9 protein-coding genes are annotated in these 17,426 nt (G+C 33.6%); 4 read left to right on the forward strand and 5 right to left on the reverse strand.

Annotated features, from left to right (window positions below; translation table 11 throughout):
• Positions 1-20: 20 nt before the first annotated feature.
• The 5 genes from ACGH80_RS08350 to prfA all read right to left on the reverse strand — a co-directional run bounded on the left by ACGH80_RS08350 (position 21) and on the right by prfA (position 7,716).
• Positions 21-2,699 carry a beta-N-acetylhexosaminidase gene (locus tag ACGH80_RS08350; protein WP_411630896.1) on the reverse strand — a complete coding sequence of 893 codons (2,679 nt, stop codon included), beginning with the start codon at positions 2,697-2,699 and terminating at the stop codon, positions 21-23.
• A gap of 9 nt (positions 2,700-2,708) precedes the next feature.
• Positions 2,709-4,124, reverse strand: a complete 1,416-nt coding sequence (locus ACGH80_RS08355; protein WP_085165233.1) for an OprD family outer membrane porin — start codon at positions 4,122-4,124, stop codon at positions 2,709-2,711.
• 802 nt (positions 4,125-4,926) lie between these two features.
• A complete protein-coding gene (gene kdsA / locus ACGH80_RS08360; RefSeq protein ID WP_065560258.1) occupies positions 4,927-5,781 on the reverse strand; it encodes a 3-deoxy-8-phosphooctulonate synthase in 855 nt (284 codons plus the stop codon).
• Between the two features lie 16 nt (positions 5,782-5,797).
• Entirely contained in the window at positions 5,798-6,634 is an 837-nt protein-coding gene (gene prmC, locus ACGH80_RS08365) for a peptide chain release factor N(5)-glutamine methyltransferase (protein ID WP_034909809.1), read from the reverse strand.
• The gene (prfA, locus tag ACGH80_RS08370) at positions 6,631-7,716 is read right to left on the reverse strand and encodes a peptide chain release factor 1 (RefSeq protein WP_065607402.1); all 1,086 of its coding nucleotides are present in this window, start codon (positions 7,714-7,716) and stop codon (positions 6,631-6,633) included. The genes prmC and prfA overlap by 4 nt, the downstream gene beginning before the upstream one ends.
• A gap of 583 nt (positions 7,717-8,299) precedes the next feature.
• Between prfA and ACGH80_RS08375 the strand changes: the two genes are divergently transcribed.
• Genes ACGH80_RS08375 through ACGH80_RS08390 form a run of 4 tightly spaced genes read left to right on the forward strand, consistent with a single transcriptional unit; the run spans position 8,300 to position 17,138 of the window.
• Positions 8,300-11,563, forward strand: a complete 3,264-nt coding sequence (locus ACGH80_RS08375) for a helicase-related protein (protein WP_411578524.1) — start codon at positions 8,300-8,302, stop codon at positions 11,561-11,563.
• On the forward strand, positions 11,563-12,168 hold the full coding sequence (locus tag ACGH80_RS08380) for a DUF4391 domain-containing protein (protein ID WP_065608599.1): 606 nt from the start codon (positions 11,563-11,565) through the stop codon (positions 12,166-12,168). Before ACGH80_RS08375 ends, ACGH80_RS08380 begins: the two co-directional genes overlap by 1 nt.
• Positions 12,169-14,025, forward strand: a complete 1,857-nt coding sequence (locus tag ACGH80_RS08385; RefSeq protein ID WP_411630899.1) for a site-specific DNA-methyltransferase — start codon at positions 12,169-12,171, stop codon at positions 14,023-14,025.
• Complete coding sequence (locus ACGH80_RS08390; protein WP_411630901.1) at positions 14,025-17,138, forward strand: type III restriction-modification system endonuclease; 3,114 nt, start codon at positions 14,025-14,027, stop codon at positions 17,136-17,138. Before ACGH80_RS08385 ends, ACGH80_RS08390 begins: the two co-directional genes overlap by 1 nt.
• The last annotated feature ends 288 nt before the right edge of the window (positions 17,139-17,426 follow it).

Consider the following 17,426-nt stretch of genomic DNA (forward strand, 5'->3'; position numbering starts at 1 on the left):
GAATATTAGTGTTTTAAAGCTTAATTTAGCTTTTCTATACGACTTGTTCTTTTTTGATCTGATGAAATACTACGAATAGAGATAGTGTTATCTTTATTAATTGCCACTGGAACAGTATAAAGTTTCCAATTTTTTCCATTATTTGTTGAATATTCAATGTTTAATCCCGGAAATACAATATTGGCGTTTAATTTACCATTTACAATTTTTGCACCAGGGATAGGTAATCTATAATTTATACCCGCAAGATCAAGTTTAGCTAGCTCTCTTTGTCCAAGTAAATTAGCAAAGCGATTCCAATCATCATGTAACGCTTTGCTATCTACATAATGTGTTTCACCTTGCTGATATTGGCGATCTTTTTGATAAGCCATTTCCCAATCAGCTTGATGCCAAGCCCTTTCAGCAACCGCTAGTAAACGAGGAAAAGTCATATATTGCATTTTGTTATCACTACGGATATCTTCAGTCCAAATTTGTGCTGATAGCCCATAAGCACCTGACCAGTTCATAGTACCTTTAGCTGTAAATGGATTACCATCTCGGTCAACCGAAGTTTCAGCATTTTGTGGTAAATTATTGGGCGCAAAACTAAATATTTTACGTTCATCACTAAAACGTGTTGCCCAATAGTAACCACTTTCTTTTGGATTCACTTCATATGGCATATCTAAATAAACATAGTCTGGATTAGAGATAATTACTTGATAACCTTTATTTGTCCATTCATTAACTGAATCAAATCCCCCCCAATATAATGTGTCCCAAAAGTTAACTGTAACTTTATCGACTGCAAAAGATTTGGCATTTTTAGCATGTTTCATACCATCTTGCCATGCTTGCATATGGTTTATGCCATGATCTTTAATAATGGTACTGACTTGTTGTGCAAAATAACTTGGTAGATGCTCAATATCTTTCACTTCGCCTTTTCTCACAAAAGTTTGACAAGCTTGTGATTTAGCCCATGGATGATCTTCAATACTTTGATCAATAGTACCTTTAATATTAGTTTTTTCTTTTGCTTGCAGATCTTGATAACCTGCACCTAAACGGATATTTTTAGCTTCATCACCACCAAAATGCCAAGTATTAAGCGGTTGCCCTGCTTCAATATGCATTTTTGCGATTTCATCGATAACTTTATTAACAAAGCGTTTAGATGAATCAAGACAAGGATTCAAATAGCTTAAGCGATTATAAAATTGTACCGTTGTGGTATTAGATGTATCGGTTGGATCAACTAAACGATACTTATTAGCTTGTTGCTCTTTTCCTTCATTCATTAGGCGTTTATAACGTGCTTCCATTGATACTATTGCTGCTCTGGCATGTGCAGGCATATCGATTTCAGGAATAACCTCGATAAAGCGTGCTTTTGCATATTTGACAATTTCAATGTAATCATTACGACTTAAAAATCCTGATCCACTTGTATTACTATCAGGTCCCGAACCTAATTGTGGTAATAAACAATTTTGCTCCGTGAGGTCGTGACAGCGTTTACTACCGATATCGGTTAGCTCAGGTAATCCAGGAATTTGAATTCGCCAACCTTCATCGTCACTTAAGTGAAAATGAAATTTATTCATTTTATATTTTGCCATTTGATCTAATAAACTTAATATGGCTTGTTTAGATTTAAAATTACGCCCAATATCAAGCATAATCCCTCGATATGTAAAACGTGGCGAATCGACTGCATTTAACGTTGGTATTGAATTAGCATGATTTACAGGAATAACAGATAAAATTGACTGAACTGCATAAAAAATTCCTGCTTCATCATAAGCGGTGATTAATGTCTTATCATTTTTAATATCTAATTGATATGATCCTACTTTTCCTTGTTCGAATTGTTTAGGATCAATCGTTGCTTTTATTTGATAACCTTTTTCTGTCACAGCTATGTTTAATGCTTTAAATTGTGCCTTTAGAATAGCTAAACTATCTTGATTTAAACCATCAAGAATTAAATTAACGCCTTGCTGATCAATCGTAACATCCTCTTTACCTATTGTAAGTTTGCTTGGTGTTGGTAGAATTTGCCCTCGTAACGATAATTCAGATAATTTATTAATATCGGCGTTATATTCAAAACGGTTAGCAGGCGTCATTAAAATATTGTGATCATCAGCCGTTCTTTTCCATTGTTGTTTTATTGGTGCAACAAATGCCGATAAATTGTCAGAATCCGTGTTAGTGTTAACAATAATTTTGGGTTTAGCATCACTTGAAGTTACATACCAACGAGGCATAACATCACTTTCACTTACAATCCAATATTCCCCAATAATTGGAATATTCACCGTTGTATTAGCAGGAAAACCAGTGAACTTTTCTGTTGGCTCGAGCTTATGTAAATCACCTGTAATATGGGTGATTTTAAACTGATCATTGTCTACAGCTAGAATCATTCTGATATTATCAAAATAGATAGCCCAATCTTTATTATTAATGGCTGTTCCAGTATTTTTAATTGAAATCATGACGTTATTACAAGAAGCCCAATCAGCACCTAAAGCTGAACAGTTAACGCCATTTGCGTTTGCTTGATTGTCGACGACTTCATATTTAACATTAAGTTGAGAACTAATCAAATCAGCAATTTGTTGAGAAGCATGTACTGATTGGATCGCACATATATTTAACAAAGAAAGGATTGAAGTTGCTAATATCGTTGCCTTAATCTTTTTCATCTTTTTTACCTATTTTTGTTTAGCACTAAAAACAGTGAATGGAATTGTAACAATAAATTTAATGTCCCGTTCATCTTGGAAGATATTACCGTATCCACCACCCCAGCTCGGTATATTTGAATGGTTATTATATTTGGTATAGTGCAATTGGAAGGTTGTATCTTTTGCCCAACTTTCTTGCACGGTATAACCTAAATCAAAGTTATATGCAGATTCAATCAAACGCTGTTTTTGATTGTATTGACGATTAGTGCTAGGTTTTGCATCCCAACCATAGGCATAAGACGCACCTGTTTTCCAACCCGCTAAATAATGAGATAAGTGACTTAAATCATAAGTCACTTCAGCAAACAGGGCTTTTTCACCATTAGCATTGAAGTCTGAGCGAGAATTCCACCATATATCTAAACGACCATTTGATGAAGCATAATCAGGTGTCATACGTTGTAAAAAGAATCCCTGTTCTCCATCAGCTTTAACCGAAACGCCTTCAAATCGTAGACCTATAGCACCAACTTGATAGCCTAATGTTGCTGCTTGCAACCACGCTAAGCCATCATATACATCTGTACCTTTATGAGATTGATCTTTAGCGCCATAAAATTGGTAGCTCATAATCATAGGATTATCAAATACTTCCATTTTATAAGATACTTTACCAAAAAATTGGTTCATATAATTTTGTGCTTGTCCAAATGCACTTTCTAATACTAAGTCATTTTTAAAGTCATACTTCAAACCGGCAGAATGTAAATAATCAATTTTTTTACCTTTTCCCCACTGTTTAAATTCATAAAGCCGTTTATACCAAGGTGCTTTATATTTATCACTCCACATATATGACATCGACAATGCTCCAGCGCTATCAAAATCAAGCGTTGAACCTATCTCAAACCCACGATAAGTACCCGGTAATAAACTCCAATGTGGCGCAAGTAATGTTTGTCCTGATGGCTGAATATAACCTGCTTTTACCCAAAATAATTCGTCAATTTTAAAATTTGCTTGTGCTTTATAAAAACTAAGTCCACTGACATCTTTCTTCCAATCCTCATCCCAACGGGTATGAGCACCACTAAATCCTATTTCATTTGGGTGTCCATTACCGCCATTACTGACTTCCCAAGCGCCATAACCACCGAGTTCAATAGCCAATCTATCGGCAATATAGCCTGATTTAAAATCCAAATTAGTATTGAATGAAGTATGTCTTAGGTTTTTTTCATACTTATGTGTATCAATATCTTTGCGTTCACGATCTCGATTCCAAAAAAAGACATTACCAGTTAATGAAGAATCATCGACAAAATGGTTTTCGTAGGTAGCATAAACAGGAACGGCACTACTTAAAATAGATAAGGATAAAATCAATTTAGTTAAATGATTAAATGGACGAGGTTTTATTTGTGCATTATAGGTATTCATATTGGTTTTCCTAAAATGATAAATTTATGCTGTTTAACTTACAATAAACTATAAAAATGTGATTTATAGGTAAATTAAAATTAATTTTTATTTTAAATATTTAACTCCTAAACTATATTTAGGTGACATGTTTAGGTGGTATATTTAAATTCAGATATGAGGTAAATATGTATTTTTATAATGCATAAACATATTTTATCTAGCAAATTAAACACTCTAAATCGTGATCATAATCACTAAAAAGATCGATTTTTATGCTAATTTTTAGATAAAAGTCACAACTTTTTTTATTGTAAAAAATAATATGACGGACTTTTTTTAGAGTTTTTTAAACTTATGACGGTATAGAATCCTGAATATTTTTTACAAAAATATCACCAAAAATATAAACCTTTGTATAAATATCCCATTGTAAATGGACAACCCACGTACAAAATTACGTTAGTATTAATCATTAAAGTCACACTATTTAATGTGTTATGACGATTTTGGAAGATGCTAATGAATATGTTCTAAATGAACGTTTGGTGTCAATATTTAGTCTATCACCAATTTTATTTATAATATCAACACGCTACCTATGATTTAGGATATGGCATTTTTTATGTATATTTATTACTGTGGTTGAAAAATTGAAAATTAAAAAGTAAGTAATTTCTAAAGATTAATAACGTAAAATGACCACATAACCAAATAAAAAAGAGAAATCACATTTGGTTTCTCTTTTTTATTAATATGCTAAAAATACCGTTTACCTTATAATAAATAACGTTTTTTTAATCGTAGCTAAATAATTAAACTCTTAATGTTCAGTATCAATTTCATCAAAACTTTTTACTAGTTCATCAATGGCTTTCATCTGTTTTAAGAAAGGTTCCAATTTTGCTAGTGGTAACGCTGACGGTCCATCACATTTTGCATGACTTGGATCTGGGTGGGATTCTAAAAATAACCCAGCAATACCAACAGCCATGCCCGAACGTGCAAGTTCTGTTACTTGACCACGACGTCCACCTGATGCTGCTCCCATAGGATCACGGCATTGAAGAGCATGAGTAACATCAAAAATAACTGGTGACCCTTTGCTTGCTTTTTTCATAATGTTAAAACCAAGCATATCAACCACTAAGTTGTCATAACCAAAACAACTACCACGATCACAAAGGATGATTTGATTGTTACCAGCCTCTTCAAATTTTTCAACAATATTACCCATCTGCCCTGGACTAACAAATTGTGGTTTTTTGACATTAATTACTGCGCCTGTTTTAGCCATTGCAACAACTAAATCAGTTTGTCTTGCTAAAAAGGCAGGTAATTGAATTACATCAACCACATCAGCAACGGGTTGACATTGTGCTTCAGTATGTACATCAGTAATAATTTTAACGCCAAATTGTTGTTTAAGCTCTTGAAATATTTTTAGCCCTTCTTCTAATCCTGGTCCACGATAGGAATGAATTGATGAGCGATTTGCTTTATCAAAAGAGGCTTTAAAAATATAAGGAATATTTAGTTTATTGGTAACGGTGACATAATGTTCACAGATTTTCATCGCCAAATCACGAGATTCAAGCACATTCATACCACCAAATAGTACAAAGGGTAGATCATTAGCGACAGTAATGTCACCAATGTTTACTTTTTTTTGCTGCATCATAAAATTTTCCTAGTTAAGGTTTAAACCAGCGACCAAGGGTGACTCTATCATTACCACTGTAGTCGGTGAAGGTTTCTACTAATTGAAATCCGTGTTGTTTAAAAACAGTTTGCACTGCCTCGCCTTGTTTCCAACCATGTTCTATTAGTAACCACCCATATTGGTTTAAGTGCTTAGTTGCACCTTGTACAATTAGTTTAATATCAGCTAAACCATCATCTTCAGAAACTAATGCGCTTCTTGGTTCGTAGCGTACATCGCCTTGGGATAAGTGGATGTCTGTTGGCTCAATATAAGGAGGGTTACTGACAATCATTGAAAACTTTCTATTCTTTATTGGCTTGTACCAATCACCTTGTAAAAAATAAACATTATTCACCCCAATTTGGGCAGCATTTTTTTGAGCTAAGATTAGGGCATCTTTATTTTTTTCAATTGCGGTAAATAAACAGTCTTGACGTTCGGTTGCCATTGCAATAACTATCGCGCCTGTTCCCGTGCCAAGATCCAATACTTCACAAGGCACTTTAGGAAGGTACTCTAAACCTAATTCAACTAATTTTTCGGTATCTGGTCTAGGTATTAAAGTGGCATTAGAAACATTAAACTTTAAAGACCAAAACTCTTTTTCGCCAGTTATATAAGCGATAGGCTCACCATTTTTCCTGCGTTCTAAACATTCAGATAAAGCAATCAATTCATCATCAGTTAGCAATGTTTCACTGAACGCCATTAAAAATGTCCGCGTTTTTTGCGTAACAAAACTCAGTAAAATTTCAGCATCTCGCTTTGGGCTTTCACTATCTGTTAAGGTTTGAGATGCACTTTTAAGCCATTGTAAGTATGTCATTCATCTTGTTCCGATAAAGCTGCTAGTTGATCGGCCTGATATTCCTGCACAATCGGATCGATTAGCATCTCTAATTTTCCTTCCATGACTTCGTCTAAACGGTAAAGCGTTAAATTAATTCGATGATCGGTTACTCGACCTTGTGGATAATTATATGTTCTGATTCTATCTGAACGATCGCCTGAACCTAATAGATTTCGACGTGTTGAAGCCTCTTCTTGTTGGCGCTTACGTAGTTCCGCATCTTGAATTCTTGCAGCTAAAACTGACATTGCTTTGGCTCTGTTTTTATGTTGCGATCGCTCATCTTGACATTCAACAACGATGCCCGTAGGAATGTGGGTAATACGAATAGCAGAATCTGTTGTATTAACATGCTGACCACCTGCGCCAGATGAACGATAGGTATCAATTTTTAAATCAGCGGGGTTAATTTCAGGCATTTCTGCTTCAGGAACTTCCGGTAAAACAGCAACAGTACAAGCAGAGGTATGAATACGACCTTGAGATTCTGTTTCTGGCACACGTTGGACTCGGTGTCCACCAGATTCAAATTTTAAATTACCATAAACACCATCCCCACTAACTAACATAATAACTTCTTTATAGCCACCATGTTCACCATCATTTGCACTCATAATCTCAACACGCCAATTTTGTGATTCGGCAAATCTTGTATACATTCGAGCTAAATCACCTGCAAAAATAGCCGCTTCATCACCCCCCGTTCCTGCTCTAACTTCGACAAAACAATTATAGTCATCATTAGGATCTTTAGGTAATAGTAAAACTTGTAGTTGCTTTTCTTGTTCTTCAACTCGACTTAATGCTTCGTTTAACTCCTCTTGCGCCATTTCACTCATTTCAGGATCGGATAGCATCATTTTAGCTGTCTCAATATCCTCTTGAGTTTGCTTCCAATCAGAAAAACACTTAACCACCCCTGTTAATTGCGAATATTCTTTAGACAAAGTGCGAAAGCGATTTTGATCGGCAATAACCGAAGCATCAGACAATAATGCTTGAACTTCTTCATAACGCTCTTGTAGCATTTCTAATTTGTTGATAATTGAAGATTTCATAAAAATATATATTAGATGATATAAATTAATTAAATTTGTGGGGCATTATATACTTAATCACTTTTAAAATACAGTTTGAGCTAGTTATCAGGTATATATCGCATAATTACATAAATAATGTATAGCAAATCGATTGAATAAATGAAATATTATATGTAAATAACCAATATATTAGAAACTTAATGTTAGGTTATTTTTTGCACTATCATTTTTTCATATTTAAATTCTATTTTGATCATAAAAAATTTTCTACTTGTGAGTGTATTTTTTAGAAAGAGTTAAAAGATAATTAATTATTATTTAAACTTAACACTAACTTTTTTTGCCATGAGATATTCGCTTATGATTTTTATTTGTATCAGTAAATTTTTTTCCAATTTTTATCCACTATCAACAACCATACTTTTTAGCAAAAAATAGATAAAAACATTTCTAGACAATAATTTACATTTTTACAATAATAAAAATATCACAATAAATTGCGCTATAGTTAATCTCCAATGACAATACTTTTTTGTAGAAGCTAATTTAAAATAAGGGAAGTTAGCATTAGTACAGATAATATCGCAGAGAAAATAAAACAATGGGAATCATAGATAACATAACGAAAACGCTCCAAGAAGATCTATCAGGCGAAATAAAGCAAGGGAGTAAATTAGCAATCGTTGCCGCATGCTTTTCATTTTTTGCTTTTGAAAAACTCAAAAAAGAGTTGAAAAATATAGATGAACTCCGTTTCATCTTTACTTCGCCAACCTTTATAACCGAGCAAACCCCAAAAGCACAAAGAGAATTCTACATACCACGCCTTAATCGAGAACGTAGCCTTTATGGTACCGAATTTGAAATTAAACTTCGTAACGAATTAACACAAAAAGCGATTGCTAAAGAATGTGCTGATTGGATTAGACAAAAGGTTACATTTAAATCCAACATCACTAATGAAAATATGGCTGGATTCATACATGTAGACGATAATGCTTATATACCAATCAATGGATTTACAACTATTGATCTAGGTTGTGAACGAGGAAACAATGCTTACAACATAGTACAAAAGATTCCTTCTCCAGATTCAATTAAATTTCTTTCCATTTTTAATGAACTTTGGCAAGATAAAACTAAACTTCAGGATGTAACCAATATTGTTATCGACAATATTGCCAGCGCCTACAATGAAAATTCACCTGAGTTTATCTATTTTGTTATCCTCTATAATATTTTTAATGAATTTCTTGAAGATATTTCAGAAGATGTATTGCCCAACGAAGCTACTGGATTCAAAAATAGCAAAATCTGGAATATGCTATTCAACTTTCAAAAAGATGCAGCCTTAGCAATCATCAATAAACTTGAAAAATATAATGGCTGTATTTTAGCTGACAGTGTTGGGCTGGGTAAAACATTTACTGCTTTATCAGTAATTAAATATTATGAAAACCGAAATAAGTCTGTGCTCGTTTTATGCCCTAAAAAACTGAACAATAACTGGAACACTTACAAAGCAAATTACATTAATAACCCCATCGCTGAAGATCGATTACGGTATGATGTGCTTTTTCATACCGACCTTAATCGCTCTTGTGGTAAATCAAATGGTATAGATTTAGATCGAATTCATTGGAATAATTACGACCTTGTAGTGATTGATGAATCACATAATTTCCGTAATGGTGGCAAATTATCAAGCAAAGACAACGAAAATGAAAAAGAAAATCGATATTCAAAATTACTTAATCAAGTGATCCGAAAAGGGGTCAAAACTAAAGTATTGATGCTTTCCGCAACACCTGTTAATAATCGTTTCAATGATTTAAAAAATCAATTAGCCCTTGCTTACGAAGGAAAAACCAGTCATATTGATGAAAATCTCAATACTCATCGTTCATTGGATGAGATTTTTAAGAATGCACAAAAAGCATTTAACATTTGGAGTAAACAAGATACAACTGAAAGAACAACAGAAAGCCTATTACGGATGTTGGATTTTGACTTTTTCGAAGTATTGGATTCTGTTACGATTGCTCGTTCACGCAAACACATTCAAAAATATTACGATACCACAGATATAGGTACTTTTCCAACCAGGCTCAAGCCTATTTCAGTAAGACCTAAACTAACTGATTTAGCTAATGCAATAAGTTATAACGAAATTTTCGAACAACTAATGCTACTGAATCTATCAATTTATACCCCTACCCACTTTATCTTACCAAGTAAAATGGAAAAGTATGCAGAAATATATGAGGACAACACAATCAATGTAGGATTTACCCAAGCTAATCGAGAACAAGGAATTCGTCGTTTAATGGCAATCAACTTGATGAAACGACTGGAAAGCTCAGTATTCTCATTTAATCATACATTAGAGCGTATAAAAAACTTTATTCAGCAAACAATAGCTACTATTGAATCTTATAATCAAAGTATAAAAAAAGAATTAGAGCTTACCGATATTACTAATTTCAATGATCTTGATGAAGATGAACAAAATAATGATCAGTTATTTACATTTGGCAAAAAAGTAAAAATTGCCTTAGCCGATATGGATTATCTTTCATGGAAACACTATCTTACTAAAGATTATGAAATCTTATCATTATTAACTCATATGATAAGTGATATCACCGCAAAACATGATATTAAATTACAAAATTTACTTACTATTATTAAAAATAAGCAACTAAACCCCATTAATAACAATAATAAAAAAGTGATTATATTTACCGCTTTTGCCGATACAGCAAGTTATTTGTTTGATCACGTTAGCCAGTATGTACAAAATAACTTTTCCCTACATACCGCAATGATAACAGGTTCGGTTGACGGAAGATCTACTGTACCTAAATTGCATTGTGATTTAAACACTGTTTTAACCTGCTTTTCACCCAAATCAAAAGATAAACACTTGTTAATGCCGAATAACACTCATGAGATTGATATATTAATTGCAACCGATTGCATCTCTGAAGGGCAAAACTTACAAGATTGTGATTATTTAATTAATTACGATATACATTGGAATCCGGTACGAATTATTCAGCGGTTTGGACGTATTGATCGCATAGGCAGCAAAAATCAGTCGATTCAGCTAGTTAACTTTTGGCCTGATGTTACTTTAGATGAATATATTGATCTAAAAGCTAAGGTAGAAACTCGCATGAAAATTGTCGACATGACTGCAACAGGTGATGACAATATTTTAAGTGAAGAAGAAAAATCCGATTTAGCCTATCGTAAAGCACAGCTCAAACGCTTACAAGATGAAGTGGTTGATATTGAAGATATCACTAACAGTATATCAATTATGGATTTAGGTTTAAATGAATTTAGACTTGATTTGCTAGAGTATATCAAAAACCATCCTGAGCTTGATAAAACACCGTATGGATTACATGCAGTTGTGCCAGCTTCACCAGATATACCCGCAGGAGTTATTTATATATTAAAAAATCGGGCAAACAGCATTAATATTAATAATCAAAATCGACTTCATCCATTTTACATGGTGTATGTAGCTAATAATGGCGAAGTTATTTGTGATCATTTATCACCAAAACAATTACTTGATAAAATACGCTTACTTTGCAAAGGCAAAACAGAACCCATTGCAAAATTGTATCAGCAATTTAACAAAATCACAGCCGATGGCAGTAATATGACTCATTTTTCACAACGACTTGGTGATGCCATAAATTCAATTATTGAAGTAAAAAAACACAGTGATATTGATAATTTTTTAAGCGGTAACTCAGTTAGTTTTGTTACCGATAGTATAAAAGGTCTAGATGACTTTGAATTAATCTGTTTTTTAGTTGTCAGTGAATCAGAAAATAAGGTAGCATAATGCTTGGTTTGCCCAAAACGACAGAAATAAATCACCAGTTAGCTAAAAAAACAATCTATGCAAAGTTTCAACTGAACAATGCTACGAAAGAAAAAGTCGATGCGGATATAGCTAAAATTACCCTTGTTAACGAGGTTTCCGCAGCAAAGATAAATCTCGCAGCAGGAAACAACATTAATGCTTTTTTTGTGGCATTGGTACAACTAAAAAAAATCAATTTTAATGAAACAAGCCTTGTTTTATTATCCAAACTAATACCGCAAAATATACTATTTATTTTGCAATATGCTAAGCAGGCTAAATTGGCCGTTTTTCAACATAAATTGATACAAAGTGATTGGCAAGCTAAAGAAGAATTACACATTGAATTAAAAGGATTAAACCTTGATAATGTCTGGCAAAACATCATTCAACAAGTCGGCAAATTCAATATTGAGCAAGGCAATAGCCTTGAGCAGCAGATTATCATTGCCGATAAAAGACAAAAACTGATTTTAAATATTGCACGTCTTGAAAAGCAAGCAAGAAAAGAGCTACAGCCTAAAAAAGTATTTGAATTGGTGCAAAAAATTAACCAATTGAAACAAGAGTTAAAGGATTCTTAAATGGATAAATTAAAGATGCATTCACTCAATAAAGTGGATGAAAATATCAAAAAAATCGGCGCACAATTCCCGAACTGTATTACTGAACGCAAAAACCAACAGGGTGAAGTGGAATACGCCATCGACTTTGATATGCTCAAACAAGAACTTTCATCAGTGATTGTTGAAGGTCGAGAAGAACGTTACCAATTTACTTGGCCAGATAAAAAGAAATCGATTCTACTTGCCAATGCCCCCATAGCTAAAACCTTACGACCTTGTCGTGAAGAAAGTGTTGATTTTGATGATACCGAAAATTTATATATTGAAGGTGATAATCTTGAGGTATTAAAACTATTGCAGGAAACTTATCTTGGCAAAGTCAAAATGATCTATATCGACCCGCCTTATAATACCGGTAATGATTTTGTTTATGAAGATGATTTTACCCAAAACTCATCAGAATACCTTGAAAACAGTGGGCAATTTGATGATGAAGGCAACCGTTTAGTAAAAAATACAGAAACGAATGGCCGCTTTCATACCGATTGGCTGAATATGATTTATCCACGTTTAAAACTCGCCAGAGATCTATTAACTGATGATGGTGTGATTTTTATTAGTATTGATGATAATGAACAAGAAAATTTAAAGATGTGTTGTAATGAAATTTTTGGCGAGGATAACTTTGTTAACCAATTTGTATGGCTTAGAAATTCGAGTGGTAAAACAGAAATAGATAAATTTACGATAAATACAGAGTATGTATTACTCTACACAAAAACTCGTAATTTTTTATTAAATTCAGCATACAAGCCTTTAGCAGATTCATCAAGAAAAATGTATAACAAGGATGATAACGATGGTAGAGGGCTATATCAAACAGTAAGCTTACAAAAACCACGGGATCCTGGTCCTGAAACAAGTTTTGATTACATCGATAATAGCGGACGTGTATGGCTTTGTCCACCAAAAGGCTGGCGTATGGTATATGACAAAATTAAAGCACTTGAAAATGATAATAGGCTTGTATTTGGAGGGAAAAGTCTACGAGTTAAAGACTATTGGAATGAAAGAGAGAATGAAGGAAAAAGAATTGATACCCTTTGGAATGATTTAGCAGAGAATAATGTAGGAAGCAAGGAACTTGGAACTTCAATCGGTATTAGGGGACTTTTTGATAATCCCAAACCTACATCATTAGTTAATAGATGTTTACAAATTGGAACTAATAATAACGATATAATCCTCGACTTTTTCTCTGGCTCCGCTACTACCGCCCACGCTATTATGCAACTCAACGCAGAAGATGGCGGCAACCGCAAATTTATCATGGTGCAACTGCCAGAAACAACGGATGAGAAAAGCGAAGCTTATAAGGCTGGTTATAAAAATATCTGCGAAATTGGTAAAGAGCGCATTCGCCGGGCAGGCAATAAAATTGCTCAAGAAAATCCACAGGCTAAATTTGATAAAGGCTTTCGCGTCTTAAAGTGCGATAGCAGTAATATGAAAGAGGTTTATTACAACCCTGCTGAGTATAATACCGATCTTCTTGACGCCCTGATTGACAATATCAAAACCGATAGAACGGCGGAAGATTTATTGTTCCAAGTTATGCTGGATTTAGGGGTATTACTTTCTAGTGATATTAAGCAAACCACCATTGCTGGTAAAACCGTATTTAACGTAGCAGATAACTTTTTAATGGCTTGCTTTGATACAGACATTAATGAAGAGGTCATCACGGCTATTGCCAAACAAAAACCTTACTATTTTGTTATGCGTGACAGCTCAATGGAAAATGATAGTGTTGCCACCAATTTTGAACAAATTTTTACTACCTACAGCCCTGAAACCAAGAGGAAGGTGTTGTAATGAAATTTAATTTTAAAATTCAACAATATCAAACCGATGCAGTAAATGCAGTAGTTCAAGTTTTTAACGGGCAAGGTTATCAAAATAGCCTGCGTTATGTGCGTGATTTAGGCAATGCACCTACTCAGGCAGAAATGAGTTATGAAACGGCTTCAAGTTATACATCAGATGATAGCGCAATCGATATTGGTTTTAAAAATGAAATTATTTCGTTAACCGATAACGAGTTACTCGCTAATATTAAAAAAATACAAAATATAAACAATATCAAACAGTCGGCTGATTTAATTAAAAACTTAGGTCGGTGTAGTCTTGATATTGAAATGGAAACAGGTACTGGTAAAACCTATGTTTACCTCAAAACCATGTTTGAACTGAACAAGCATTATGGCTGGAGCAAGTTTATTGTTGTGGTACCCTCTATTGCCATTCGTGAGGGAGTAAAAAAAACCTTTGAAATAACCTCAGACCATTTTATGGAGCATTATGGTCAAAAGGCTCGCTTTTTTGTCTATGACAGTAAAAATTTAACTTTATTAGATAGTTTTGCTGCCAATTCGGGCATTAATGTTATGATCATTAACACCCAAGCTTTTGCTTCCTCGCTAAAAGAAGATGGCAAAAATAAAGAAGCACGAATTATTTACTCAAAACGCGATGCATTTGCCTCGCGCCGGCCGATTGATGTGATAGCCGCTAATAATCCCATTATTATTTTGGATGAGCCACAAAAAATGGGTGGTGAAGTCACGCAAAAAGCTTTAAAAAATTTTAATCCATTATTTTCATTAAATTATTCTGCCACCCATAAAAAACAGAATAATCTAATTTATGTCCTTGATGCACTTGATGCATACAATAAACGGCTAGTTAAAAAAATTGAAGTAAAGGGTTTTGAAGTTAAAAATCTAAGAGGTACTGATAGCTACTTGTATCTTGAACAAATCGTCTTATCCAGTAAAAAGCCACCACTGGCAAATATTGAGCTAGAAATAAATCATAAGAATGGTATCAAACGTGAAATTCGTCATTTTACTGAGGGTGATAATCTTTATTCTGTTTCAAAACAGATGCAGCAATACAAGGGATATACAGTATCTGAGATCAATCCTTTGACTGGAATAGTCACTTTTACCAATGGTGTTTCAATTAAAACCGGTGAAGTGATAGGTGATATTTCTGAAGAAAATATGCGCCGCATTCAAATTAGAGAAACCATATTATCCCACTTTGACAAAGAAGAAAAACTGTTCAATATGGGCATTAAGTCACTATCATTATTTTTTATTGATGAAGTGGCAAGATACCGCCAATATGATGATAACAATAACGAAATATTGGGCGAATATGGACAAATATTTGAACAAGAATACCTAACGATTTTGCAACAATACTTAGACCAAGCCAGCAACACACCTTATCAACAATATTTAAAAACTAAGTGTAATGATGCAAGCCAAGTACATAAAGGTTACTTTAGCATTGATAAAAAAACTGGCAAAAGTATTGATAGCCAATTAAAACGAGGTAGCGAATCTTCAGATGATATTTCAGCTTACGACCTGATTCTTAAAAATAAAGAACAACTGTTAAGCTTTGATGAGCCCACTCGATTTATCTTTTCGCACTCAGCACTACGTGAAGGTTGGGATAATCCCAATGTTTTCCAGATTTGTACACTAAAACACTCCGATAACCAAACAGCTAAACGGCAAGAAGTTGGTCGTGGTCTTCGTTTATGTGTTAATCAAGATGGTAATCGTATGGATATTGAAAGCTGCGGCGAACAAGTCCACGATATCAACATGTTAACCGTTATCGCTAGTGAAAGTTATAGAAACTTTGTTAATGATCTTCAAGCCGACATAAAAACAGTCATTTATGATCGACCAACTGTTGCCACCAGTGAGTACTTTTTCGGTAAATATGTAGAAGTTAATGGTGTATCAACCATTATCGATAAAGCAGTAGCTGATAAAATTGAATTTTATTTAATTAGTCATGGCTATGTTGATATCGAGCGTAAAATAACCGATAAATACCGCAACGATGTTGTAATGAACTCAGTGGCACCATTACCAGATGAATTACAACCAATGGGTGACGGAATTCATCGCCTAATTCAGACTATTTATAATGATAGCGAGTTAGACGCCATGTTTACCGATGGTCATGAAACAAAGATTAAAGATAATCCACTTAATGAGAATTTTGATAAAGCCGAATTCCAAGCATTATGGCAGCAAATTAATCAGCAATATGCCTATACTGTTGACTTTGATAGTGATGAATTAATCAACAAAGCAATTGCTCATATCAACGATAAGTTATTTGTCTCGCAGCTACAATACATTACGGCTGTCGGTCAACTTAAAGAGCAGATAACGACACAAAGTATCTATCAAAATGATGCGTTTAAAACTCAAGAAACAAAGACTACCACTTTGGAACATGCTTATTTTAAACCAATAAAATACGACTTGATTGGTCAGATTGCGCAAGAAACCACATTAACCCGCAAAACAGTAGTGGCCATATTAAAGGGGTTAGATACAAAAAAACTAGATATGTTCAAGGATAATCCAGAAGAATTTATTGCTAAAATTATTAAATTAATTAAAGAACAAAAAGCAACTACAATTATAGAACATATTACATACAATAAAACTTCAGGCAAATATGACAGTACTATTTTCACTCAGGAAAAAAGTTTACAAAGTTACGATAAAGCGTTTTTAGCGAAAAAAGCAATTCAAAATTATGTATTTACCGATGGTCTAGCCGAAAAAAGTATTGAACGGAAATTTGTTGAAGATCTTGATACGGCAGAAGAAGTGTGCGTATATGCAAAATTACCAAAAGGTTTTCATATTCCAACACCTGTTGGTAATTATTCACCCGATTGGGCAATTGCTTTTCATGTTGGGAAAGTAAAGCATATCTTTTTTATTGCTGAAACCAAAGGTACTATGGATAGTTTAAATTTAAGGCCAATTGAACAAGCAAAAATTTCGTGCGCGAAAAAGCTTTTTAACGAACTTTCGACTAGTAAGGTACGCTATCATGATGTTGATAGTTATCAAAGCCTGATGAATATAATGAATTCATTATAAAATTACTTTCATTTAAAAATATAGTTATAGATAATTTATTTATTTTTTACTGAAACGTATAGTTACCTGAAACTTTTTGACAAAAATTATCTTATAAAAAATAAAAATGCCGTTAGTTTAAGCTAACGGCATTTTATTAAGTAAATAAGGATGCAACAGGAAAGGCGTGTTCAAATATTAAATTTTGATCAGCAAAAACATTCAGTTTTAACATATCAAACTCTGTTACCAACATCCAAATATTGTTTAATACTGTGTGAATCAATATTCCAAGCTATTTAATCAAAG

It is taken from the genome of Gilliamella sp. BG1 (assembly GCF_046635625.1).
GTDB classification, from domain to species: Bacteria; Pseudomonadota; Gammaproteobacteria; order Enterobacterales; family Orbaceae; genus Gilliamella; species Gilliamella bombi.

Excerpts from the sequence above, each read along its gene's own strand:
- ACGH80_RS08355 (WP_085165233.1), bottom strand. The coding sequence starts at position 4,124 with ATGAATACCTATAATGCACAAATAAAACCTCGTCCATTTAATCATTTA.
- ACGH80_RS08375 (WP_411578524.1), top strand. The coding sequence starts at position 8,300 with ATGGGAATCATAGATAACATAACGAAAACGCTCCAAGAAGATCTATCA.
- ACGH80_RS08385 (WP_411630899.1), top strand. The coding sequence starts at position 12,169 with ATGGATAAATTAAAGATGCATTCACTCAATAAAGTGGATGAAAATATC.
- prmC (WP_034909809.1), bottom strand. The coding sequence starts at position 6,634 with ATGACATACTTACAATGGCTTAAAAGTGCATCTCAAACCTTAACAGAT.
- ACGH80_RS08350 (WP_411630896.1), bottom strand. The coding sequence starts at position 2,699 with ATGAAAAAGATTAAGGCAACGATATTAGCAACTTCAATCCTTTCTTTG.
- ACGH80_RS08380 (WP_065608599.1), top strand. The coding sequence starts at position 11,563 with ATGCTTGGTTTGCCCAAAACGACAGAAATAAATCACCAGTTAGCTAAA.
- prfA (WP_065607402.1), bottom strand. The coding sequence starts at position 7,716 with ATGAAATCTTCAATTATCAACAAATTAGAAATGCTACAAGAGCGTTAT.
- kdsA (WP_065560258.1), bottom strand. The coding sequence starts at position 5,781 with ATGCAGCAAAAAAAAGTAAACATTGGTGACATTACTGTCGCTAATGAT.
- ACGH80_RS08390 (WP_411630901.1), top strand. The coding sequence starts at position 14,025 with ATGAAATTTAATTTTAAAATTCAACAATATCAAACCGATGCAGTAAAT.